Raw genomic sequence first — 22,806 nt, forward strand, 5'->3', positions numbered from 1 at the left:
AGTCTAGGATCGCTCCAATTTAGTTACCGCATCCTCTACGACGTTGATATCCTCCTCCGAGATTTCATATAATTCGTATACGACGGAGTTGATAAGATCTATTCTACGTTCGATCTTTTCTTGCAGTTCGTCATGCCTGTTTCGTGTTTCGATGTAGCGGTTTAACCCACCTTCCACATCTGATAAATCAGGTAGTTTGAGTTTCATCAGCCGATCTAACAGCGAATTTTGCTTTGTGGCATTATCACGGAAGTCTGCAAACCCGTCTGCGCGAGAAACAGCATACGGAACGAACTCTTTCAGGAGCGAATTCTTATTTTCATCGAGTCCTATAAATTCGAAAGCAGGAATGGGTCTGGTCTTGGTATAGCCGTATCTGTCTGTTTTACATCTTTCTGGACTTTTCGGCTTGTACCGTGCAATAAGATAAATCGTTGTTTTTGTATCCCCGTCTTTGACTTTTGCACCATCTATATGTAACTTGTCCTTAGAATCGGTGGTTTCTGAAAGTACTGAGTCACTTATTCCTGGCGAGGGTTGAACTCCCGACATTTCATCGATCGATTCTCCCCACTCATATGACCCAAGATAATCTGATATGTCTGTATTAAGTAGGTGGGCCTCTTCTTTCATCTCTTTTATATCCTCTACAATCATATCAAGGAATTCGGCAGTATCTTTGGATCTCTTATGGATCTGAATTATATCATCCTCATTGAACTCTTTGTTTGTCACCATCTCCTCAGTTGACATAAGATGCCCAACAGGCGGTTTTCGTATACTTAGGCGATCGAGAGAAGACATCGAGAGACGTGGGAACAGATCCTGTGTGGCTTTCTCGCCAGTTACCAGGAATTCAAACGAAAGTAAATTGCTATTCAATAATGCAGTTATATAGCCGGTGGAGTACTGATCATTCTCGACCACCAACGAAATCACTGATTTTGGAAATAGTAATTCTCTTTCTACATTAGCGGCAGTTATCCCATCGTCACCAGTTATTTCACGGATTAAAACCCGATCTCCCTTTCTAAATTTTTCGGGTGGGATTCGGAAGAACTCTGCAGATAAATTTACATATCCGTCTGCCTCAGGATCAACGTAGTACTTATACAGAGACGATGACCGTATTTCAGGAACATATGATTCAGATTCTTTATGGCCTGAATGATGGGATTTTTGATCAATGATCTCTGGGTCGTGAATATCTGTATGATATAGTTGATAACCAACCGTTCTGTCAGAGATCTCGCCTAACGAGACAGAACCTCTATCCATTTCTGAAACTATCCGTCGTTGCGTAATGTTGGCCCAAAGAGTAATTCGGTACGAATCGTTCTCCAGAGAGTCGAATGGGACTTCTCGGAGTTTCGTTGATTCACCAGTTTCAGAAAGATCGAGTATCGTGATCTCATCAGAACTCTTGGCAAGATCAACGGTGAACGTACACATATTTGCATCAACATCTTCGAACGCTGATTGGGGGACTAGGCTGGTCCGATGCAAATTTCGGCTTCCGATGATTTCCTTTCTCAGATCAGACGCTGCAGGAATTGTGAGCCACGAGCTGGGTGTAATCATACTGAATTTAGACCGGGAGAGAGTGATACATTGTTCAATGAAGAACCGATAGAGATCTGGCTGGCCCGATTGATATTGGTATTTCTGCCAGAGATATGATGAGAGGTCTTCATCAGAGGTGATTACCCAGGGGGGATTTCCGATTACAGCATCGAATCCAGGATTGGCTCTTTCACTCCCGTTTTCCTCATAGAATACTTCGGGGTATTCTAGTCGCCAGTGGAAGTAAAGAGTATCAGCAGCCCACTGTTGGGCATCTTGGAACCACTGCATCTGCTCAATCTCCTTCCACTCTCCATCATCTTCCAACACTGCAGCCATCTGTTCATACGCATCCCTGGGCAAGTTGTCTAAACCAGAATCTTCGGCTGTATGTACATTAGCCATCGCCTGAAGTCTCTGCCGAAGCTTATTTTGTTCGAACTCGTCATACCTGGACTCCATCTCCTTGGCGTCGGCGAGTTCTTGGTTTTCGATGGCGATGAAGTCCCCGTAAATCCGCATCAACTGCTCGATCGTGCCCTTCCGTGCTACGCCGAAGTCTGCAAGCGAGGCGTTCAACTCGTCGCCACCGCCCGCTGACTCGAGTTCTTCAATCTCTTCAATATCACTCCCGACAAGTGAGTTCCCAGCTTTCAAGTGATGATCGAGGAACGCAAGCGGTTGCTCAGCGGCGAGGGTTCGAAGCCACAGCGACACCTTCGCCAACTCCACGGCGAGTGGGTTCAGATCCACACCGTAAATACAGCGCTGGGCAACTTGCCGACGTGCCCAGTTGATATCTCGGTCCTTGTCAACAGTCTCGACACCCTGCTGAGCCACCTGCTTTTCTTGGGCGTCGATAATCTCACGGGCGAGATAATCCACAGCACCCGTCAAAAAGTGCCCACTCCCCATCGCCGGATCGAGGATCTTCAACTCGAACACCTCTTCAGCGAACTCAGCAGCGAATCCACCCTCATCGAAGGCGCTCTGTCCGACCAGTCTCTCCCTGATATCGTCAACGAGTGGTCCGAGTGTGTTCTCGACGATGTACTCAACGATGTACTCGGGCGTGTAGTAAGACCCTGTAGACTTCCGCTCTCCTGAACCAGTCGTCAGGTATACCTCGCCTTCCTCGACGACGATCTCATCATCTTCGTCGGGAATCACGTACTCACCGTTCTCGAGCGCTAGCGGCTCGTGAGCGATGTTGAGCTGGTACTCGAGCAATCCTTCGTAGATGCTTCCAAGGTGACGAACGTCCAGCGAGGAGTAATCGACGAAGATCTTCCCACCGTCGTTCTGACTTCGGGTCAATAGTTCGATCACCCGTGCGAGATACGCATCACCGACGTTGTGAGTAGCGAGGAAACGCGCTTCGGGGCGATCGTCATCGTCGGGATCAGTTCGGAACAGCCCACCGTTGTACGCTGGAATGTAGAGATCCCCTTTTGGAATCCCTCGAGCTTCACTTCCCTGATCGACGAGCTTGAATAGCCCATCGAGCTGCGCTCCGATAGCATTCTGCCAACTCTGATACTTCGGATCGGCACTATCGAGTTCTTCGGCAACCTCCTGTTTGAGCGAGTTCAGGCTGTAGGACTGCTCGTAAATCTCGTTGTTCGTATCGAGGAGATCGCGCCCTTCGGCTTCGGCATAGAGAACGAAGATGAGTCGGTAGAGATAGATAAGCGAACTGTCGTGGATGAGCTCGAGGGCTGCTTCATCGAGGTCGTTCTCGGGATACTCGAGATACCCTTCAGCGAGGGTCTGGATCGCCTCGTAGATGTTGTCCTGCAGGTCCTCACCCAACTCCTGGGCGAAAACGTTGGACTCACCGTAGACATCGTCGAGGAAGCAGTCACCGCTGGCGTCCTCGAGAAACGCTTCGTGGCGAAAGAAGAGATAGAAGTATTTGAAATCCTGGAGGTCACCCTTCTCCAGTACGGTTGCCAGGTCGATCTCGTAGTATGAGTCCAGCCGGTGGCTCGTCGGTCCGTAGTAGAGTCGCCATTTCTTTCCATCCGTGAGAACGGCCCACTGTGCAGGCGTTTCCTGAAGATAGACGTGAATCTGGTAGCTCGGATTCTCGAAATCACGTTCGTGTTCGCCACTCCCACGTGTATCGAGCGGACGACCCCATCGCTTAGCGTCTGCAACCGCCACGGCGTCTTCGTAGAAGTCGCCACCCTCCTCACGACGGGTAAACGCGTTCTGGGCTGCCTTCTCGGACTCGAAGAAGCCGTAGTCAGGCCGTCGCTGCGTCCGGCTGGTGCTTTCTTCGACCTCAAACGGAACGCCCAGCTTCCGGAACATCGGCCGGATGAACTTCTCCTCGAGTTGGGACTCGTTGCGTTTCGGAGCGGTGCTCTTCTCACGCTCGAACAGTTCGTTGATCTCGTCGTACGCGTCCTGTAGTTCGTCCTCACTGATTTCGTGCCATGCTTCCGTCTCTGGAAGATGCTCGTTGAGATAGTAGTTGGAGAACAGGTCTCGGTTCGTGCGGTAGGTAAGCGCTGTCTGCATCTATTGCGTTGGTGTAACGATCAGGAATTGCTCTGCGTCTTTGCTGTCAATGAGCGCGTGGACGGCTCGTGTGGCGTCAACGGCTTCACCATCAACCGCGTCGCCGATATCGATACCGAGTTTCTCGAGTTCGGATCCAGAGACGTTTACCAGGCCGGAGTTCCCGGTATTTCGCCCGATTTGTGTGCGCGTATCACGTATACCGCGGAAAACTCAACGAGGGGATATAGTCTTTACTTCGGCTATCTCTCCACCGATTAGCTCCTCATACGGCCAGCGGCCGTCAGAAACCTCTCGACTGAACTCGCAGCAGGTATTTACCATCTCGCTACGCTTACTGACCATTAATATCATTAGTTGTTCATGTTCTCCGGACCGTTCTACTCTTCCCGAGGTCGTAGAACCCTATCCAGAAAAATACAATTGATTTGAATCCTATACAGTAATGTCGAAAGTTACATGCGAAATCGTCTGGAGGTCACGGATAGCTCAACGGAGAGCGTAAGATATGGCAGATACCACACAAAGCGGACTCGAGAAGGCACTGGGAAGCAAGGAGATGTTGATCCTGTCGTTCGGGGCAATGATCGGCTGGGGCTGGATCATCCTCACCGGCGAGTGGATCGTAGAGGGCGGCCCGTGGGGTGCGATCACCGCGTTCGTCGCCGGCGGTATCGTGGTCGGAATCGTGGCGGTGATCTACAGCGAACTCGCGTCGTCGATGCCGCTCGTCGGCGGCGAGCACGTCTACAGTTTGCGCGCACTCGGCCCGCTCGGCTCGTTCGTGTGTACCTGGGCGATCATCTTCGGCTACGTGACGGTGGCCGCCTTCGAGGCGGTTGCGCTCCCGTCTGCGATGGCGTTCATCGTTCCGGGGTTCAACGAGTTCCCGCTCTGGAGCGTCGCCGGGGAGCCGGTGTACGCGACCTGGATCGTCGTCGGCGTGCTGGGGACGGTCGGGATGACGTACCTCAACTACGTCGGCATCCGCATCGCCGCGCAGTTCCAGATCATCATGACGGTCGTGATCGCCTTCGCTGGCGTCGTGTTGATCGCCGGAGCGATCACCGGCGGACAGCCCTCTCCCGACAGCTCCTTCGGGGCGGGCACCGCCGGAATCTTCGCCGTCGTACTGATGACGCCGTTCATGTTCGTCGGCTTCGACGTCATCCCGCAGTCCGCAGAAGAGGCCGACGTCCCAGCGCGACGGCTGGGGCTGTTGATCCTGCTCTCGGTGGCCATGGCCGCGCTCTTCTACATGGCCGTCATCTGGGGCTCGAGTCGCGCGCTGCCGGGCGCAGAGCTCGTCGACAGCCCGCTCCCCGCCGCCGAGGCGATGGCCGCCCTTTACGACAGCCAGCTCGTCGGCCAGCTCATGGCACTCGCTGGCATTGCGGGGATTCTCACCAGCTGGAACGCGTTCATCATCGGGGGCAGTCGGGCGCTGTTCGCGATGGCAGAGTCCGGAATGCTGCCGAAGTCGCTGGCGACGGTCCACCCCGAGTACAACACGCCGAGCAACGCGATTCTGCTCATCGGCGGGCTGTCCGTGCCGGCGCCATTGTTCGGTGAGCAGATGCTCACGTGGGTCGTCAACGCCGGCGGACTCGGCATCGTCGTTGCCTGGTTCCTGGTAGTCGTCTCGTTCCTCGTGCTTCGCTACCGCGAACCCGAGATGAACCGACCGTACGAGGTTCCGGGCGGGATGCTCGTTGGGGTCGTCGCGTTCGTACTGACGGCGGTCTTCATCTTCCTCTACCTCCCGGGCGGCCAGTCCGCGCTGCTCTGGCCCTACGAGTGGGCGATCGTCCTCCTCTGGTGTGTGCTCGGCCCCGCCCTCTACTTGCTGTCGGGAGACACGTCGGTCGAGACCTCAGAGGAACTCATCGCGAAACTCGACGCGCTCGAGGACGACTAGCGATTCGCCGTCACTGACTCCGTCGTGTCGCCCGATCCGTTTTTCACTCCCCAAAGTCTAACGCCATTTCTCCGACCGGCATCGAATCGCCTCGAGCGACGGGACCGACCACTCGCCACTCGCGAGGCAACGTTTATGCTCACACCGTCCGAACTCCGACTAACCGGAAGTCAACTTCCGGTATGGTACGATGGAACGCGGCCAAACACCCGACGCGACGACGCGAGAATTGCTACGGCGCGAGCGCCGCCGGTACCGGGAACGGACGCCGGCGTCGGCGTCGCTGGCGAGCGAGTTACGGGAGATCGTTCCCGCCGGCGTCTGCAGCACCTATCGGGCGTACGAACCGTACCCGATTCACGCCGAGCGGGCGGCCGGTTCGCGGCTCGTCGACGCCGACGGAACCGAGTACCTCGATTTCGCCCTGAACAACGGCACGCAACTGGTCGGTCACGCACACCCGGCGCTCGCCGACGCCGTCGGCGAACAGCTCGAGCGAGGCACCCTCTACACCCGACCGACCGACCTCCTCGCGGACGCGGCCCGCCCGCTGATCGACCGGTGGGAGGCGATCGAACAGGTCCGGTTTACGAACAGCGGAACCGAGGCGGTGATGCACTCGATGCGCCTCGCGCGGGCGTACACCGGCCGCGAGAAGATCGTCAGAATGGAGGGCGCCTACCACGGCGCCCACGATACCGGGCTGGTGAGCAAGATGCCGCCCCTCGAGCGGGCGGGACCGGCACACGACCCGCGTCCGGTCCGGGAATCCCAGGGAGTTCCGCGATCGGTTCCCGAGAACGCCCTGCTCGCCCAGTACAACGACGCCGAGAGCGTCGAACGGTTGCTTCGCGACCGCGCCGCCGAGATCGCCGGGATTCTCGTCGAGCCCGCCTGCCTCAACCTCGGGCTGGTCGAACCGGAAGGTGACTTCCTGTATCGGCTCCGCGAACTCGCCGACGAGTACAACGTCCTGTTGCTCTTCGACGAGGTGAAGACGGGCGTGAAACTCGCACCCGGCGGCGGCGCGGAGTACTACGGCGTGCGGCCGGATCTCGTCGCCCTGGCGAAGGCCATCGGCGGCGGCTACCCCGTCGGCGCCTTCGGGGGCCGTCGGGAGATCATGGAGCTGATCGCCGCCGACCTCGAGCGCGGGACGGCGAGCGGCGTCGCCCACTACGGGACGTACAACGGGAATCCGCTGGCCCTGCGAGCGGTCGACGTAACGCTTCGCGAGATTCTCACCGAGGACGCCTACGATCACGTCGGGACGCTGGCCGCCCGACTCGCCGACGGCTACCGCGACGTGATCGACGACGCGGGACTCGAGGGACACGTCGTGACGGCGGGATCGCAGGGAATGGTGTACTTCACGGACGAACGCATCCGGACGTTCCGCGACTGGGGCCACGTCGACGAGGAGTTCCACGAGACCTACTGGCTCGGGATGGTGAACCGCGGGGTCATCCCCCATCCGCACGACGCCTCCCAGCAGTGGACGGTCAGCGTCCAGCACACCGCCGGAGACGTCGACGAGCACGTCGAAGCGTTCGCCGACCTCGCATCCGATCTGGCGGCTGTTCAGGGGTGACTCGCAGATGACGCGCGATCAACGAACCTACGACACGCTCCGGCTGCTCGCCGAACACGAGCCGGTCGGCAGCGTCCACCTCACGAAGCGACTCAAGGAGCGCGGCTACTCGATCACCGAGCGGGCGGTTCGGATGACCCTCGCCGATCTCGACGAGGACGGACTCACCAAGAAGGTGGGTGGGAAGGGGCGACGACTGACCGACGACGGGCGCGCGGAACTCGAGCGCGGCGGCGTTCGCGGTCGAATCGAGCAGGTGCGAGAACGCCTGGCGGAGCTGACGAGCCGCGTCACCTACGCGCCGGAGACCGACAGCGGCGACGTCGTCGTCGGCACCGTCACGGTCTCCGCAAGCGCCCGGACGCGCGTCGAGGAGATCCTTCGTCGCATCGACGAGTCGCCGCTCGGTCCGGTCCCCGCGTCGATCGAACCGATAGACCGGGGTGGTGACGACCGCCTCGAGATCGCGGCCGCCTCGAGCGTCACGATCGACGGCGTGCTGTTGGCAGGCGGGATCGAAACCGCGCTCGATACGACGGGAATCGTCGAGTACCATCCCACGTCCGAATCGGTGCCGTACGACGACCCGGAGCCGACCGCACACGGCGGCGCGATCCGGCGGTACACGGACGTCATCGGGGACGAGCGGGCGACCCTCGACATGGTGTCGTTGCTGATCGAAGCGCGACGAACCGCCGTCGGGCGGGCGCTCGAGGGCGAGACGGGCTTGCTAGTCGCCGACAACAGGGAGTTTCCGCTCTCCCGGTTCGAGGAGGCACACGAGCTCGCGGTCGGGACGCGCGACCGCCTCGGCGGGGTCATCGACCTGCGTCGGCCGCGCGAGTCGGGACCGTTCCCGTGGGGACAGCCCGGCTGGTCGTTCGCCTCGCTGACCTGTGCCGGTTCGGCAGAGCTCGTCACCTCGCGGCTCGTCGAAGCCGATCTCGCAGTCGACTGGACGACGCTCGCGGACGTGCGCAGCCGGTCGACGCTCGCCCCCGTCGAGGAGACCTGATCCGAGGCATCCCACGAGAGCGGAGAAACCGGAAAAGAACGCCAAGAGTCGGCCCACCGGGGCGAATCTGCCCGTTCGGCTGTAGGAACCTTTATGTGAAGCCATCAGTAACACTCCGTGATAGGTGGCAACATAATGCCAGGGCAACATACGCACGGGAGGCGCACCTTCCTTCGAACGTCGGTTGCAACCGGGGGCGCCGTGGCACTCGGGGGGCTGGCGGGGTGTACGGACATCCTCGGCGACGAGACGCTGACGGTCGCCGTATACGGCGGGGTGTTCCAGGAGGTAATGGACGAGCACCTGTTCGAACCGTTCAACGAGGAGGCCGACTTCGAGGCCGAATCCCAGGAGCAGCCGACGGCCGAGGAGGCGCTCTCACAGTACGAGAGCGCCGTCGGCGCCGACGAAGCGCCGGTCGACGTCGCGATCATGTCGACCGTCGGCGTGCTTCGCGGGCTGAACTCGGACCTCTGGCACCTCTGGGACGACCCGGACGAGTTCGAGAACCTCGAGTACATCAGCGACGACCTGATCGAAGAGCGCGACGGCGGCATCGCCAGCGTCGGCGCGCTCTCGTGGTACATCAACCTCGTCCAGAACACCGAGGTGTTCGAGGAGCCGATCGACAGCTGGGAGGCGCTGTGGGACGAGCAGTACGAAGACCAGCTCGGGCTGCTCGGTCTCGCGTCGAACTCCTTCCTGCTCGACATCACCGCCGAGGTGTACTTCGACGGGCAGTCGACGCTCGAGGACCGCGACAGCGTCGAGGAGGTCTTCGAGGAACTCGAGGGCGTGACCGACCAGGTCAACTTCTGGTACGAGAACGAAGCCGAGTTCCAGCAGCGACTGCGCGACGCCGAGGTGCCCGCAGGGATGCTGTACAGTGACATTACGAACGTGATGCAAGACGACGGCGCGCCGGTCGAGTCGAACTTCGTCGAGGAGGGGTCGGTGCTCGACTCCGGCTCGTGGGTCGTCCTCACGACCTCCGACCTCGAGGACGAGGCCCGGCAGTTCATCGACTACGCGTGCCGTCCGGAGGTTCAGGACACGCTCGCGGAGAACCTCTACACCGCGCCGGTGATCGACATCGAACACTCCGAACTCGACGACGAGACCTACGAGGCCGTCGCCGGTCCCGGACCGGAGGAGGCGATCGTGCCGTACTACGACCTCTACCTCGAGGAGGAGGAGTGGGTCAACGAGCGCTGGGAAGAGTTCATCATCGGCTGACACCGATGAGCGGCATCTCACTCTCCGGCGTCACGAAACGGTATCCCGGCGGCGTGCTCGCGGTCAAGGGCGTCGACATCGACGTCGAGAGCGGCGAGTTCGTCACGCTGGTCGGCCCCTCCGGCTGTGGCAAGACGACGACGCTGCGAACGATCGCCGGCTTCGAGCGACCCACCGAGGGAACGATTTCGATCGGCGGCGTCGACGTCACCGACGCGCCGCCGTACGAGCGCAACACCGGAATGGTGTTTCAGGACTTCGCGCTCTTTCCCCACATGACCGTCTACGAGAACGTCGCCTACGGGATGGAAGTCGACGGCGAGTACACCGACGAGGAGATCGACGCCAGAGTTGCCGAGATGCTCGAACTCGTCGAGCTACCGAACGTCGCCGATCGGACCCCGGATCAGCTCTCCGGCGGCCAGCAACAGCGGATCGCGCTCGCTCGAGCGCTCGCGCCCGAGCCCGATGCGCTGTTGCTCGACGAACCGCTGGCGAGTCTCGACAAGAAGCTCCGCGAGCAGATGCAAGTCGAGTTGCGCCGGATCCAGCGAGAGGTCGGGATCACCACCGTCTTCGTCACGCACAACCAGGAGGAGGCGCTGACGATGTCCGACCGCCTCGCGGTGATGAACGACGGCCGGTTCGAGCAGGTCGGCCCCCCGGAGGAGGTGTACAACGAACCGAAGACGCGGTTCGTCGCGGACTTCCTCGGAACGGCGAACCTCTTCGACGGCACCGTCGCCAGCGTCGAGAACGGCTACGCGACCGTCGACTGCGGGGACCTGACGATCCGGGCCCGAAACGACGGCGCGACCGCCGGCGAGACCGTAACGGCCGTCGTCCGGCCGGAGCGGTTCGCCATCGACGCGGCGAGCGCGGACGGTGCGGGAGCGGCGGCCGCGGAAAACGTCTTCGAGGGAACGGTCCAGTTCAAACGACACCTCGGCAGCAGCGTCGAGTACCGCCTCGAGACCGCCGACGGTCGCGAACTGGTCGTCGTCAGACGGAGCGGGACGGACGAGCGAACCGCCGGCGACCGGGTATCCGTCAGCGTCGGCGCCGACGACTGCCGGATCGTGGAGGCGTAGATGGGGGCGGAATCGTCGACCGACGGAGCCGAGACCGGCGAGAGCGGGCGAGCCGGCGTGCGTGCCAACGCCCGGTGGTACGCGCTCTCCTACCCGCTGTTCTGGCTCGTCGCGATCTTCCTCGTTCCGCTCGCGCTGCTCGTCGTGTTCAGCTTTTACGTGAACATCCCCGGCGGCTCCTACCGGCCGGGCTTTACGCTCGACAACTACGCGCGGTTTCTCTCGGTGAACCTCTCGGCCGGCTGGCCGCCGATCGAGACGAACCTCTATCTCAGACAGCTGTGGCTGACGATCGAGATCTCGCTCGTCACCGCCGCCGTCTCCCTGCTGCTCGGCTACCCGATCGCGTACTACCTCGTGCGGATGGAGCGGCCGTGGCTCAGGAGCGCGCTGTTGATAACGATCATCTCCTCGCTGTGGGTCACCTACGTGATCCGCGCGTACGCCTGGCAGGTCATCCTGGCCTCCGGCGGCATCCTGAGTTCGATCGGCGTCGCCACCGGGCTCCTCGCCGAACCCCGGTCCTTTTACCCCGGTTACTGGGGGCTCGTCGTCGGCATGGTGTACGTCTTCCTCCCGTTCATGATCCTCACGCTGTACAGCAGCATCCGGAACATCGACGGCGAACTCCTCGAGGCGTCGAAGAACCTTGGAGCCGGCCCGACGACGACGTTCCGACGGGTGACGCTGCCGCTCTCGAAAAACGGCATCGTCAGCGGGCTCGCGCTGGTGTTCATCCTCGCACTCGGCGCGTACGTCATGCCGCGGCTGCTCGGGAGTTCCGCCGAGCGAACCCTCCCCGTGCTGATCGAAGCCCAGATCATGGGCGAACAGAACTATCCGTTCGGCGCGGCGATGAGCATCGGGCTGATCGTCGTCGTCCTGGCGTTCCTCTGGGTAATGGTCCGGTTTACGAACCTGACCACCGCCAGCCTCGGCGGCAACGAGGTGGCGGAGGCCGACGGCGGCCGGCCGGATCCGGCCGCCTACGAATCGTCCGGTGCCGGGTCGACCGTCCGTGATGGCCTCCGATCGGCCGCCGCCGCCGTCGGTATCACCCGGCTCACCCGATCCGTCGGCCGCCGCGTCGACGCCGCCGTCACACGGGTCGACGCCCGGACGCGCGAGCGCGTGATCTGGACCGCGAGTCGCCTGTACGTCGGGGCGGCGATGACGTTCATCGCGGCACCGCTCGCGATCATCATCGCGGTGTCGGTCACGCCGGAGCAGTTCCTCACGTTCCCGCCGGGCGGCTTCTCGATGCAGTGGTACGTCGAGTTCTTCACCGATTCGACGTGGGTGCTCGCCCTGCTCAACAGCCTCGGCATCGCCGCCGCGGTTGCACTCTTGAGTACCACGATCGGCGGCACGCTGGCGTTCGCGCTGGATCGGTACGAGTACAGGTGGCGCACCGTCTTCGGCACCTTCGGCATCCTCCCGATCCTCGTCCCGCCGGTGATCGTCGGCGTGGCGTTTCTCATCTTCTTCCTCGAGCTCGGCTTCGCGGGCACCCGGACGAGCATCATCATCGCACACGGGATCTTCTACGCGCCGTTCCCGTTCATTTTGATCTCTCAGGGACTCGACGAGCTCGACCGGGTCTACGAGGAGGCGGCGATGAACCTTGGCGCCTCGCCGATGCGAACCGTCCGGACGGTGACCTACCCGCTGTTGCGGGCGAACGTGGTCTCGGGGGCACTGTTCGCGTTCATCCTCTCGCTCAACGAGTACATCATCGCCTGGCTGCTGTCGCTGTTCCTCGTCGACACCATCCCGATCCAGCTGTTCAACTCGCTTCGGTACGGCTACTCGCCGACGATCGCGGCCGCGAGCGTCGTCTTCATCGCCCTCACGGTCGTCGTGATGGTCGCGATCGACCGCCTCTCCGGGGGGATCTGGGAGTGACCGAAGCGGCCGAGATCACGGTCGCCGTCGCACAGACGGTCCCCGAGTTCGGCGCCGTCGAGCGCAACCGCGCGCGGACGGTCGAACTCGTCCGCGAGCACGGTGACGCCTCGCTCGTCGTCCTGCCGGAGCTGGCGACGACCGGCTACGTCTTCGAATCGCGGGCCGAGCTCGAGTCGGTGGCCGAACCGCGCGACGGCGAGACGGCCCAGGCGTGGGCCCGCGTCGCCGCCGAAACCGACACGTGGCTCGTCGGCGGCTTCGCCGAGGTAGCCGGCGAGCGCCTCTACAACAGCGCGCTCGTCGTCTCGCCCGACGGCGTCGAGGACTGTTACCGGAAGCTCCACCTCTGGAACGAGGAGAAGTGGTGGTTCGAACCGGGCGACGCGGTGTCGGCGATCGACACCCCGTTCGGTCGCCTCGGCGTCCAGATCTGTAACGACCTGTGGTTCTCCGAACTCACCGTCGCCCAGGCCCGCGACGGGGTCGACCTCGTCGCGGTGCCGACGAACTGGGTGCCGGGCGCGACCGACGGGGAACGGCCGGCCGGCTGGACGATGGGCGTCCACCAGACCGTCGCCCACGCGAATGAGAACCGGGTCTTCTTCGCGTGTGCGGACCGCGCCGGCACCGAACGCGGCCTCTCCTTCGAGGGCCAGAGCGTCATCGTCGGTCCGGACGGCGTCCCGGTCGCCGGACCGGCGCCGGTGACGGGCGAACACGTCCTCGAGGTGACCTGCAACCTCGAGCGGGCGCGGCGAAAGGAGCTGTCGCCGCGCGACGATGCGCTCGCGGATCGTCGGCCGGACGTCTACGACGTCGATTAGTCGTCGAGGGTAGGCTCCGGGCGCGCCGCTCGGACCGGCTCGAGTGTCGCCCGCTCGACCGTTCCGTACAGCGTCTCCCAGTCGGCGGCCAGTCCGTACTCGCTGAGCGCCGTCAACAGGAGTTCGCCGGGGCCGACGTACGTGATCGAACCGAACGCCCACGTCGCGGTGCCGCCGGGGAGGTGGTCCTGTTCTCGCGGGCGCCGAAACTCGAGTGCGCCGCCGAGCGAGCGCCGGGTCGCGACCGCGAGGTCGCGAGCCTCCTCGAAGCGGGTGATCGGGAACTCCCGACTGTCGCCGACGAGGAGGCCGCGTCCGCCGGTTTCGATGACGCTCCTGACGTCGCTTCGGCCGGCCTCGATGAGCAGCGAGACGACGTCGATCGAGGAGCCCTCACCGTTGATCACGTCGGTGTAGCGCAGAATGCGCCCGCCGAAGGTGAGGGGGGCGTCGTCCGACTCGTCCTCGGTCGGTTCGTACTCGAGGACGCCGGAGTTCGAGATGCTCGCGTCGACGCCGTGGGCGAGCAACACGCCGTCGAGCGTGATGCTCGAGGCCGTCACCAGCCTGAGATCGCCCGGCTCGTGCTCCTCGCTGGGCTCGAGTGCGACTGGCAGCGGGCCGAGCGGGAGCGTCTCGAGGCGATCGATAAGCTCGAGCGCCGCCTCGGCGTCGGCCTCCGAGAGAAACGCCGCGGAGGCGACGAGAACGCCGCTGTCGTCGATCGGATCGTAGCTGACGTGACTCGAGAGCGTGGCGATCCTGGCGCGGAGCTGTTCGAGCCGGGTGTTGACGTCGCCCTTCTCGAGTTCCGCTCGCCCCTTCGCGGTCAGGCGACGCCCCTGGCCGGGAACTTTCTCAGTTAGCTCGAGCGAGTCGAGCTCCGAGAGCAACAGTCTGATGGTTCGATCTTTGATGTCGTAGCCGTGTAACTGCATCAGCTCGAAGAGGTGAATGCTGCCGATCGGCCCGTGCTGGTCGACGAGGCGAAGGAGATCGTACGTTCGTCTGTCGAGGTCCGGCGCCATTGATAGGTTCACAGTGGGCGGGGACGACCACGAAGCTTTGGTTTGTGCGGGAGCGATGCGAGTGCCGACGAAGATAACCTTTTACCCTCCCTGCGGAAACAGTACGGTGGCAGTCTCTTGCCAGCATGTGTGAATATGACATCCTCACCGATACGGACGAATACCCTGACCGTGGCGCAGCGAGACGACGCGGATCGGGCGCGGACGCCACCCCGGACGCCGCTCGAGCCCACCGGGGGTGGGCTAGATGAGTGACCCGACGCCCGCGGCTGCGTTCCGCGAGTCGGTCCCGGGCGCGTCGGTCGAACTCGCCTACGCCGGGCTCAAGACGTTTCTCAAGGGCGAGTCTCGAGCGATCGACGACGTTTCGGACGTCGACGCCGCCGCCCTCGGGATTCCCTACGACGGGGCGGTGTCGAACCGGCCGGGAACCCGCTACGGCCCCGAGGCGATCCGCCGGGCGAGCGGCTGGTGGGCGTACCTCTCGGATTACAAGGGCGGGCTGACGAACATGCAGACCGGCAAGCAGGTGAACTTCGACGATCTCACCGTGGCCGACTGCGGCGACGTCCCCGTCTTCCCGATGGACAGCGAGACGACCGCCGAGAGCATCACGGCCCACGTCGCGACGGTCGCCGAGCAGACGTTCCCGGTCCTCCTCGGGGGCGACCACTACTGTACGTTCCCCGCGGTCCGCGGCTTCGCCGAGGGGGCGGGCCACGACCGGGTGGGCTTCGTCCAGATCGACGCCCACACCGACACCGTCTCCGAGAGTCCGATCTTCGGCACCGACTTCCACGGCTCGAGTACGGCCCTGATCGCGGACTCACCGCACACCGAGTACGGCGACGTGAGTCAGGTCGCGATCCGGGGCTACGAGGCACCCGAGTTCTTCGAGTTCGCCGACGAGACGGGGCTCAACCTCTACACCATGCGCGACGTCGACGAGCGAGGGATCGTCTCCGTCGTCGAGGACGCCGTCGCGGCGGCCGCGGCGGACACCGACGCCGTCTACGTGAGCTTCGACATCGACGCCGTCGACCCGAGCGTCGCCCCCGGCACCGGAACGCCCGTCCCCGGCGGGCTCAGCGCCCACCAGGCGCTCGAGACGATGGCCGTCCTGGGCGGCTCCGACGCGGTCGGCGCGGTCGACCTGATGGAGGTCGCCCCCCGCTACGACGCGACGGAGGGGACCGAGCGACTCGCGGCGTACCTCCTCGTGACGCTGCTCGAGCGACAGTTCGCGGAACGATCGACGTGAGAGACAGATGACGAAGACACCGAGTTCGAAACCCGCGGTTGGCACCAGCCGAACGAGCAACGTCGTCGAATCGGTCATCCGGGAGATGACCCGCGAGGCGATCAGCGAGGGCGCGATCAACCTCTCGCAGGGCATCCCCGACGAGGACGAGACGCCGCCCGAGATCAAGGCGGCTGCCAAGGAGGCGATCGACACCGACAGCCAGTACACGATCACCTGGGGGCTTCCCGAACTCAGGGAGGCCGTCGCCGAGCGCTACGCCGAGTGGAAGGGCGTCAGTTACGACCCCGAGACGGAGGTAACGATCACCAGCGGGACCAGCGAGGCGATCATGTCGACGATGCTCTCGCTCGCCGGCTCCGGCGACGAGGTGATCTACTTCGAACCGGTGTACGAGAGCTACATCCCCGCGAGCCAGTTCGCCGGCGCGACGCCGATCCCCCTCGACATCACCGACGACCTCGAGATCGATGCCGACCGCCTGGCGGAGGCCGCGAAGCGAGCCCGAATCCTCGTGCTCAACACGCCGATGAACCCGACGGGGAAGGTGTTCAGCCGCGAGGAACTCGAGACGATCGAGCGAATCGCGTTCGAACACGACCTGATCGTGCTGACCGACGAGATTTACGAGCACATCGTCTACGACGACGACTACCTGAGCCCGGTCGAGGTCGGCGACCTCGCGGAGCGAACCGTCGTCTGTACGGGAATGTCGAAGACGTTCAGCGTCACCGGCTGGCGGATCGGGTTCTGTCTCGCGCCCGAGTATCTCTCGAAGGAGCTCCGGAAGATCCACGACTACACGAGTATCTGTGCGCCCACGCCGTTCCAGCGCGCCGGCGTCGAGGCGCTGTCGTTGCCCGAGGAGTACTACGAGGAGCTGTCTGACTCCTACGAACGACGCCGCGACCTGCTCTACGACGGGCTCGTGGAGGCCGGGCTCGAGCCGGTGAAACCCGACGGCGCGTACTACGTCATGACGCGGTATCCGACCGACGAGACCGACGTCGACTTCTGCTACCGCCTCATCCGCGAGGCGGGCGTCGCGGCCGTCCCCGGGAGCAGCTTCTACACCGCCCCCGACGCCGAGGCCGACTGGGTCCGGTTTACGTTCTCGCGAAACCGGGCCACGCTCGAGGAGGCGATCGACCGGCTGATCGAGAACCGGTGGTGGTGACGGCGCCGAGGCGACGGCAGTCGCCGGCGACTCGAGTCGCCCCGAGAACGAAACTCGCCCGTCGAAAACGCCCGGTTCGACCACGACCGAGCCGTTCGCCCGCCGCCGACGGACGTTCCGAAATCGACGTCCCCTCCGGTCCTGACGCGGGTTTAGGCGAGAACGATCGGCGCTCGAGTCGGTGCCACCGGTATCGCCGTCATAGACAACCACACAGCAAAAGAGCCCGAACCGACTCGAGCTAGCTATGGAGGTTCTCGTCCGGCTGCTCGCGTTGCTCGCCGTGCTCCTCGTCGGGGCCGGATTCCGGAGTTCCGGCGTGCTCGACGCCGGACGAACCGCGCGGCTCAACGCCGTCGCCTACTACGGCGCGCTCCCGGCGCTCATCTTCGTCTCGACGTACGAGCAGTCGATCGGCGAGTTAGTGTCGGGTGCGCTGATCGCGGGCCTGCTGGTCGTGCTGTTTACGACGGCCGGGCTCGCCTGGGTGGTGCATCGAACCCAGGAGGCGAGCGGCCGCCAGAGCGTCGCGGTCGTCCAGTCGTACCACTCGAACCTGGGCTATCTCGGTCTGCCGCTGGTCGCAGCGACGTTCGGCGCGCAGGTGACTGCGGTCGCGAGCGTCATTCTGGGCGTCGTCACGCTGATCCAGCTCCCGCTAACGATCGTCGTCCTCTCGACAGTCAACGGCACCGACGCCGAACTCACCGGCGCACTCCGGGGGCTGGCGACCAATCCCGTTTTGCTGTCGCTCGTCGCCGGACTGGCAACCGGTTCGATCGGCGCCACAGTTCCGGGTACCCTCGCCCTCGGCCTCGACGCCGTCGGCTCGCTGGCCCTCCCGCTCGCGTTGCTCTGCGTCGGTGCCTCGCTCACTATCGACCTCCCGTCGATCGATTTCGGTGCGACCGGATCCGTGGTCGCGCTCAAGATCGTCTGGATGCCGGTGCTGGCGTGGGCCGTTTTCTCGGCACTGGCCGTCGATACGGCCACGTTCGTCGCGGCAGTGGTGATGTTCGGTACACCGACCGCCGTCTCGACGTACGTCTTCGCCGCCGAACTCGGCGGTGACGAACAGTTCGCGTCGCTGAACGTCTTCACGACGACGCTCGTGTCGATCCTGACGCTGTTCGTCCTCATCACGCTCGTCACATAGCCACCGCCGCGACGATCGGTACCGCACCGGCGCCGACCGCCGGTCGCGTCGAGTGCGACTCCGACGACGCGTCGTGTGTCGGTCAGCGGAACGTCCCGACAGCGGTCGTGGGAGAATTCACTCGCTGTATGCGATCGTCGAGAGCGTCGCGTTCTCCGCCTGCCGGGTGTCCTGGCGACTCCACTGGACGACGACCGGGACGTTCGACTCGACGACGGCGCCGTAGTCCTCGCCAAGCGGCGGTGCGTAGGGGTCGATCAGGTCGTTGATGCGAACGTGTCGTACGCGCCGGGGGGCGACGGTGAGCGGGTACGGTCCCGCTTTCCGCCCGTCGGCGTAGTAGAGCGTGAGCTCGAGGGTCGCCATCTCATCGCCGGCGTTCAACACGCACAGTTTCTCGTGGCTGACCATCTCGGGTTCCGGTCCCGTGCTGTCGACCGGAACGTGTCCGCCGGGGAGTTCCCACCGCGTCGAGCCGATCGGATCGGACGCGCTCTCGTCCGTCACGGCTCGCTCTCACCTCGGCTGGCTGCGTCCGAAGCGCTCTCCGACTCGGCCTCGAACAGGTCCTCGAGGTAGTCGGTCATGAACACGCCCTCGGGATCCAGTTCGCGCCGGAGCTCCTGAAACCGGTCCCACTCGGGGTACCGTTCCCGGAGCTCGGGTGCACGGAGCGTGTGTTTCTTCCCCCAGTGCGGGCGGCCGGCGTACTCGTGGAAGATCGGCTCGATGTCGTCGAAGTACGCCCGGTGGGCCAGCTCCGCGTTCTGGATGCACGAAATCGTCATCACGTCGCGCTCGTACTCTGCCGACAGGTAGGCGTCGTCGGCCGCGACGGTGCGGACGAGCAGCCGCCAGCCGACGTCGGCCCGCCAGTCCTCCCGAACGCGCTCTCGCACCCGCTCGAAGCACTCGAGTCCGTCTTCGACGGGCACCGCGTACTCCATCTCGTCGAACTCGCGTCCGATGTCGTCGTGCTCCGGGATGATTTCGTGCCACCAGCCGGTCTGGTCCTCGACGAGCGTCGCGTACGACAGGTCGTCGTCGTCGGTACCGCCGCCCGGCGCGTTGAGCAGGCGCAGTTTCACCTCGTCCGAGCGAGGGTACCAGTAGAAGTCGAAGTTCCGGTTCGCCTCGATCAGTTCCGGGAGGTGGTCGCGACAGTCCCGCCAGGTCGTACAGTACTCGCGGCGCCTGAGTTTGTACGTCGTCTGTACGTCTAGCGTCACTTCGGTGAAGATGCCGAGGGTGCCGAGCGACACGCGAGCGGCCCGCAGGAGGTCGGGGTCCGACTCGGCGTCGAACGACCGGACCTCGCCGGTTCCGGTGACCAGTCGGCCGCCGACGAGCGAGCCGGCCAGGTTCTCGAACGCCGGTCCCGTCCCGTGGGTGCCCGTTCCGAACGCGCCCGCGACGGTCTGCATCGAGACGTCGCCGAGGTTCGGCATAGCGAGGTTCCGGTCGTGAAGTTCGGTTCCTGCCTCCTCGAGGGTCGTTCCGGCGTACAGCGTCGCCTCCTTCGACTCCGGCCGGTGGGAGACGAGGCCGGTCATGTTCGTCAGCGACACGACCACGTCGTCGGTCTGTACGACCGGCGTCCAGGAGTGACCCGCACCGGCTACGCGGACGGTTTCGCCGGTCTCGCCACACCGGGAGACGAGCGACCGGAGTTCGGCCTCGGTTTCCGGCTCGATGATCCGGTCGGGCTCGAAGGAGACGCTTCCCGACCAGTTCGACCACGTTGTAGCGCCCGAGTCGCTCCGCGAACCCCGATCCACGATTACTCACCCGGGTACGCCATCGTCGAGAGGAGCGCGTTCTCGGCCTGGCGCGAGTCGAGGCGGGTGTGCTGGCAGACGACGGGGACGTCCGACTCGAGGATGCTCGCGAACGGCTCGCCCTTGGGGATCGGTTCGGGGTCTTCGAACTCGTTGAACCGGAAATGCGTGGTTCGTTCGGCAGGCACGGTCTTCTCGTACGGACCGACCGGCTCGCGGTCGGGGAAGTAGACGGTGATCTCGATCCGGGCGTCTTCGTCGGTAGTGTTCAGTACGCAGATCGTCTCGTGGCTGGTCATCTCCGGTTCGGGACCGTTGCTCTCCGCAGGAATGTACCCCTCCGGAATCGCCCAGGTCTGTTTTCCGGTCATCGGTCTCCCTCGAACGACCACGAAGCGACGGTTAACTGGTTGCCTTGTAGCCTCAAGTTCGTCGGCCGCGCAACCTGTTCGGGCGCCCTCACCGAGTTCGGACGTCTAGTCGTCGGCTTCGCCCTCCGTATCGGTCTCGTCGTCCGTCTCGTCGGTGTCGCCGTCCGTCTGGTCCGGTTCGTCCTCGACGCCGGGCTCCTGCCCTTCGCCCGGTTCCTCTTCGTCCCCTCCCGGGCCGGTACAGCCCGCAACCCCCCTGTCGATCGCTCCCGCAGCTTTCACGACCGTCCGCCGATCGACCGTGGAAGATGTGACCATACATCCGCTCGCCGACGAACGATGAAGAGTAAGCAGCCGACACTCGCAACGTCGACACGTCGGGCAGTGAACGGCCGACCTCACCTGCCCCGGTCGCGTACACCACTCAGAGTACGGATCGGTGTCTGGAAAGCGGGGAACTCACTCGAGTCGCAACAGCCCGAGCGCCTCGCGGAGGTGGTACTTCGCCTGCTCGTTTTCGGTCGCCTCGAGGGCCTTCTCGAGGTGTTGGTCGACTCGGTTGGTTTCTCCACGCACGTCGCTGTCTACGCTGTCTTCGCGCTTCCGGAGTTGTTCCCCCATGGTAGCGATAACGGCGTACGGCTCCATCCTCTTGCAGGCTGACTATACAAGCCATTTTTCAGTAATGTGTGAAAATGATGATTTCGTGTACTGGTGTGGTATCGCCACGAGAGAGGTGACGAGCCGCGTTCGCTCTCCCGGAGCGTGATTCATCCTGTGACATCTTCGCCCGCCCTGAACAGTTGTTCCGACTGACAAAATTTGTGCATTGCGTAGTTTCACCTCGAAATCGACTGAACAGGTCGGTCGGTCCAGGACAAGTACATTTCAGCACCGATAGTTAGATGGCAGTTCAACAAGAGGTTCAGAAGATGAACGTTCGCGAGTATGTTCAGGGTGACGAGAAGGGATGGGTACGATGCAGAGTGCTCTCGTTTCTGGAGTCATCGTACTTCGATGACGTGTATCGAGAGAAGGAGACGTACGATAACCCCTCGATCGAACTGGTGGCAGAACACGAGGAAACCATCGTCGGCCTCATTGACGTCGAACTCGATATCGCCGAGCGAAAGATTTGTACAGGGGACGAGTCAGGCGGAATGATCTGGCATCTCGCTGTTCACCCGGATTTCCAGCGACGCGGGATCGCTACGGTGCTTCTCGACGAAGCCTCTCGCCGAGCACGCGATCAAGGAATAGCGTTTTTCGAAGCATGGACGAGAGACGATGAAGCGACGGTTTCGTGGTACACGAACCGAGGATTCGATCGACGTGAGTCATATCTACACGTCTATCTAACACGGGAGGACGCAGGACGCGTCTGTGACTGTGAAATAGATGGGCTGTCGATAAACTCGGCCTTCGCTCAGTACGTTGGTGACGACGAAGCCCAAATGAGAGAACAATTCGATCGAGTTCACGACTGTCAACAATTTGTGCGCGATATCTGATCGGTATCTCTATTCTTTCATGAAAACTGTGTGATGAGCAGTTAGCAGGTTCTTTCGGGTAGTTCAGGTATTATGGGGCGAAATAAAGTCGATCGTCGTGATGAATTCATGCGCTGTATGCAGCACACCACCTTTGACAATAGATTGGTAGTTTGATCGCGGTCTGCTGAACAAGCAACCCGTCCCCAGGGGTCGGAGCATACACCTCAGCCACCTGTGATACGCCACTTTTAAGGACTGATAATTCATAACTTCATAGACAGGTTTATCATATTTCATTACCATTAATCGTATGAGACGCTCGGTCATCCGGGTGACAGTCGATTCACCGGGAGTCACACACCGCGGTGAAGCGGGCCTTCTCGACGAGACCACTCATGGGATCAGAGACACATCAACTACTCGAGACCGACAGCAACGCATCGCCCACCGACGCGGGCGCACCGAGAGCCACCGAGACCAGCCTCGGCCTCCACGAGAACACCGCCGGCGCGGCGAGCTACGCCCTCGGCTTTGTGAGCGGGCTCGTGGTCTACCTGCTCGAGGCGGACAACGAATTCGTCCGCTTCCACGCCATTCAGAGCGTGCTGGTCTTCGGCGGGCTGTTCGCCCTCGGAATCGCGATGTCCGTCGCCGGCCTCCTCCTGGGGTGGCTCCCCGTCGTCGGCGTCGTCGTTGGCCTCGCCGTCGCGCTGGGGAGTCTCTTGCTCGTACCGGTGGCGTTGGTCTGCTGGGTCGTCTTGCTGTACAAGGCGTACACTGGTGAGCGCTTTCACGTGCCTGTCGTCGGGCCACTGGCCGAGCGGTACGTCTGAGATGACCGCCTCGACACTGCACACGGCGGATCGCGGC

General features: G+C 62.7%; 19 protein-coding genes. 12 read left to right on the forward strand and 7 right to left on the reverse strand.

Features of this window, described 5'->3' with window-relative positions; genetic code table 11:
* Nucleotides 1-3: 3 nt before the first annotated feature.
* Entirely contained in the window at nt 4-4,089 is a 4,086-nt protein-coding gene (locus NMQ11_RS15990; RefSeq protein ID WP_255171351.1) for an Eco57I restriction-modification methylase domain-containing protein, read from the reverse strand.
* Nucleotides 4,090-4,597: 508 nt separating this feature from the next.
* On the opposite strand from NMQ11_RS15990, the gene NMQ11_RS15995 reads away from it, so the two are divergent.
* From NMQ11_RS15995 to NMQ11_RS16025, 7 genes are all read left to right on the forward strand, one after another.
* Nucleotides 4,598-6,007, forward strand: a complete 1,410-nt coding sequence (locus NMQ11_RS15995; RefSeq protein ID WP_255171352.1) for an APC family permease — start codon at nt 4,598-4,600, stop codon at nt 6,005-6,007.
* A gap of 190 nt (nt 6,008-6,197) precedes the next feature.
* Nucleotides 6,198-7,598 carry an aspartate aminotransferase family protein gene (locus tag NMQ11_RS16000; protein ID WP_255171353.1) on the forward strand — a complete coding sequence of 467 codons (1,401 nt, stop codon included), beginning with the start codon at nt 6,198-6,200 and terminating at the stop codon, nt 7,596-7,598.
* Nucleotides 7,599-7,605: 7 nt separating this feature from the next.
* Nucleotides 7,606-8,613 (forward strand): NrpR regulatory domain-containing protein, encoded by a 1,008-nt coding sequence (locus tag NMQ11_RS16005; RefSeq protein WP_255171354.1) that lies wholly within the window; start codon nt 7,606-7,608, stop codon nt 8,611-8,613.
* 135 nt (nt 8,614-8,748) lie between these two features.
* Nucleotides 8,749-9,849 (forward strand): ABC transporter substrate-binding protein, encoded by a 1,101-nt coding sequence (locus tag NMQ11_RS16010; protein WP_255171355.1) that lies wholly within the window; start codon nt 8,749-8,751, stop codon nt 9,847-9,849.
* A gap of 5 nt (nt 9,850-9,854) precedes the next feature.
* Nucleotides 9,855-10,940, forward strand: coding sequence for an ABC transporter ATP-binding protein (locus tag NMQ11_RS16015; protein ID WP_255171356.1), 1,086 nt, complete (start codon nt 9,855-9,857; stop codon nt 10,938-10,940).
* Nucleotides 10,941-12,845, forward strand: coding sequence for an ABC transporter permease subunit (locus tag NMQ11_RS16020; protein WP_255171357.1), 1,905 nt, complete (start codon nt 10,941-10,943; stop codon nt 12,843-12,845).
* Complete coding sequence (locus NMQ11_RS16025) at nt 12,842-13,672, forward strand: nitrilase family protein (protein ID WP_255171358.1); 831 nt, start codon at nt 12,842-12,844, stop codon at nt 13,670-13,672. The genes NMQ11_RS16020 and NMQ11_RS16025 overlap by 4 nt, the downstream gene beginning before the upstream one ends.
* Here the strand turns inward: NMQ11_RS16025 and NMQ11_RS16030 are convergent.
* Nucleotides 13,669-14,700, reverse strand: coding sequence for an NrpR regulatory domain-containing protein (locus NMQ11_RS16030; RefSeq protein WP_255171359.1), 1,032 nt, complete (start codon nt 14,698-14,700; stop codon nt 13,669-13,671). The two genes, NMQ11_RS16025 and NMQ11_RS16030, sit on opposite strands and share 4 nt — an antisense overlap.
* A gap of 247 nt (nt 14,701-14,947) precedes the next feature.
* On the opposite strand from NMQ11_RS16030, the gene NMQ11_RS16035 reads away from it, so the two are divergent.
* The 3 genes from NMQ11_RS16035 to NMQ11_RS16045 all read left to right on the forward strand — a co-directional run bounded on the left by NMQ11_RS16035 (nt 14,948) and on the right by NMQ11_RS16045 (nt 18,294).
* A complete protein-coding gene (locus tag NMQ11_RS16035; RefSeq protein ID WP_255171360.1) occupies nt 14,948-15,961 on the forward strand; it encodes an agmatinase family protein in 1,014 nt (337 codons plus the stop codon).
* 7 nt (nt 15,962-15,968) lie between these two features.
* Nucleotides 15,969-17,138: a pyridoxal phosphate-dependent aminotransferase gene (locus tag NMQ11_RS16040; protein ID WP_255171361.1), complete on the forward strand. Its 1,170-nt coding sequence runs from the start codon at nt 15,969-15,971 to the stop codon at nt 17,136-17,138.
* Nucleotides 17,139-17,385: 247 nt separating this feature from the next.
* On the forward strand, nt 17,386-18,294 hold the full coding sequence (locus NMQ11_RS16045; RefSeq protein ID WP_255171362.1) for an AEC family transporter: 909 nt from the start codon (nt 17,386-17,388) through the stop codon (nt 18,292-18,294).
* Between the two features lie 117 nt (nt 18,295-18,411).
* Here the strand turns inward: NMQ11_RS16045 and NMQ11_RS16050 are convergent, their stop codons facing one another.
* The 5 genes from NMQ11_RS16050 to NMQ11_RS16070 form a co-directional block, all read right to left on the reverse strand.
* Nucleotides 18,412-18,801, reverse strand: a complete 390-nt coding sequence (locus tag NMQ11_RS16050) for a sensory rhodopsin transducer (RefSeq protein WP_255171363.1) — start codon at nt 18,799-18,801, stop codon at nt 18,412-18,414.
* Nucleotides 18,798-20,072 (reverse strand): D-arabinono-1,4-lactone oxidase, encoded by a 1,275-nt coding sequence (locus NMQ11_RS16055; protein ID WP_255171364.1) that lies wholly within the window; start codon nt 20,070-20,072, stop codon nt 18,798-18,800. Before NMQ11_RS16055 ends, NMQ11_RS16050 begins: the two co-directional genes overlap by 4 nt.
* 2 nt (nt 20,073-20,074) lie before the next feature.
* The gene (locus NMQ11_RS16060; RefSeq protein WP_255171365.1) at nt 20,075-20,443 is read right to left on the reverse strand and encodes a sensory rhodopsin transducer; all 369 of its coding nucleotides are present in this window, start codon (nt 20,441-20,443) and stop codon (nt 20,075-20,077) included.
* Nucleotides 20,444-20,548: 105 nt separating this feature from the next.
* Entirely contained in the window at nt 20,549-20,761 is a 213-nt protein-coding gene (locus NMQ11_RS16065; RefSeq protein WP_255171366.1) for a hypothetical protein, read from the reverse strand.
* Nucleotides 20,762-20,902: 141 nt separating this feature from the next.
* Nucleotides 20,903-21,064, reverse strand: coding sequence for a hypothetical protein (locus NMQ11_RS16070; RefSeq protein WP_255171367.1), 162 nt, complete (start codon nt 21,062-21,064; stop codon nt 20,903-20,905).
* A 284-nt stretch (nt 21,065-21,348) separates the two neighbouring features.
* Here NMQ11_RS16070 and NMQ11_RS16075 point away from each other — a divergent pair, with 284 nt between their 5' ends.
* Complete coding sequence (locus tag NMQ11_RS16075) at nt 21,349-21,954, forward strand: GNAT family N-acetyltransferase (protein ID WP_255171368.1); 606 nt, start codon at nt 21,349-21,351, stop codon at nt 21,952-21,954.
* A 377-nt stretch (nt 21,955-22,331) separates the two neighbouring features.
* Entirely contained in the window at nt 22,332-22,769 is a 438-nt protein-coding gene (locus NMQ11_RS16080) for a DUF4870 domain-containing protein (RefSeq protein ID WP_255171369.1), read from the forward strand.
* The last annotated feature ends 37 nt before the right edge of the window (nt 22,770-22,806 follow it).

It is taken from the genome of Natrononativus amylolyticus (genome assembly GCF_024362525.1).
Taxonomy (GTDB): domain Archaea; phylum Halobacteriota; class Halobacteria; order Halobacteriales; family Natrialbaceae; genus Natrononativus; species Natrononativus amylolyticus.

Coding starts and splice junctions, on each gene's coding strand:
- NMQ11_RS16060 (WP_255171365.1), bottom strand. CDS start 20,443: ATGACCGGAAAACAGACCTGGGCGATTCCGGAGGGGTACATTCCTGCG.
- NMQ11_RS16005 (WP_255171354.1), top strand. CDS start 7,606: ATGACGCGCGATCAACGAACCTACGACACGCTCCGGCTGCTCGCCGAA.
- NMQ11_RS16040 (WP_255171361.1), top strand. CDS start 15,969: ATGACGAAGACACCGAGTTCGAAACCCGCGGTTGGCACCAGCCGAACG.
- NMQ11_RS16045 (WP_255171362.1), top strand. CDS start 17,386: ATGGAGGTTCTCGTCCGGCTGCTCGCGTTGCTCGCCGTGCTCCTCGTC.
- NMQ11_RS16065 (WP_255171366.1), bottom strand. CDS start 20,761: ATGGTCACATCTTCCACGGTCGATCGGCGGACGGTCGTGAAAGCTGCG.
- NMQ11_RS16030 (WP_255171359.1), bottom strand. CDS start 14,700: ATGGCGCCGGACCTCGACAGACGAACGTACGATCTCCTTCGCCTCGTC.
- NMQ11_RS16035 (WP_255171360.1), top strand. CDS start 14,948: ATGAGTGACCCGACGCCCGCGGCTGCGTTCCGCGAGTCGGTCCCGGGC.
- NMQ11_RS16070 (WP_255171367.1), bottom strand. CDS start 21,064: ATGGGGGAACAACTCCGGAAGCGCGAAGACAGCGTAGACAGCGACGTG.
- NMQ11_RS16015 (WP_255171356.1), top strand. CDS start 9,855: ATGAGCGGCATCTCACTCTCCGGCGTCACGAAACGGTATCCCGGCGGC.
- NMQ11_RS16020 (WP_255171357.1), top strand. CDS start 10,941: ATGGGGGCGGAATCGTCGACCGACGGAGCCGAGACCGGCGAGAGCGGG.
- NMQ11_RS16010 (WP_255171355.1), top strand. CDS start 8,749: ATGCCAGGGCAACATACGCACGGGAGGCGCACCTTCCTTCGAACGTCG.
- NMQ11_RS16075 (WP_255171368.1), top strand. CDS start 21,349: ATGGCAGTTCAACAAGAGGTTCAGAAGATGAACGTTCGCGAGTATGTT.
- NMQ11_RS15995 (WP_255171352.1), top strand. CDS start 4,598: ATGGCAGATACCACACAAAGCGGACTCGAGAAGGCACTGGGAAGCAAG.
- NMQ11_RS15990 (WP_255171351.1), bottom strand. CDS start 4,089: ATGCAGACAGCGCTTACCTACCGCACGAACCGAGACCTGTTCTCCAAC.
- NMQ11_RS16000 (WP_255171353.1), top strand. CDS start 6,198: ATGGAACGCGGCCAAACACCCGACGCGACGACGCGAGAATTGCTACGG.
- NMQ11_RS16080 (WP_255171369.1), top strand. CDS start 22,332: ATGGGATCAGAGACACATCAACTACTCGAGACCGACAGCAACGCATCG.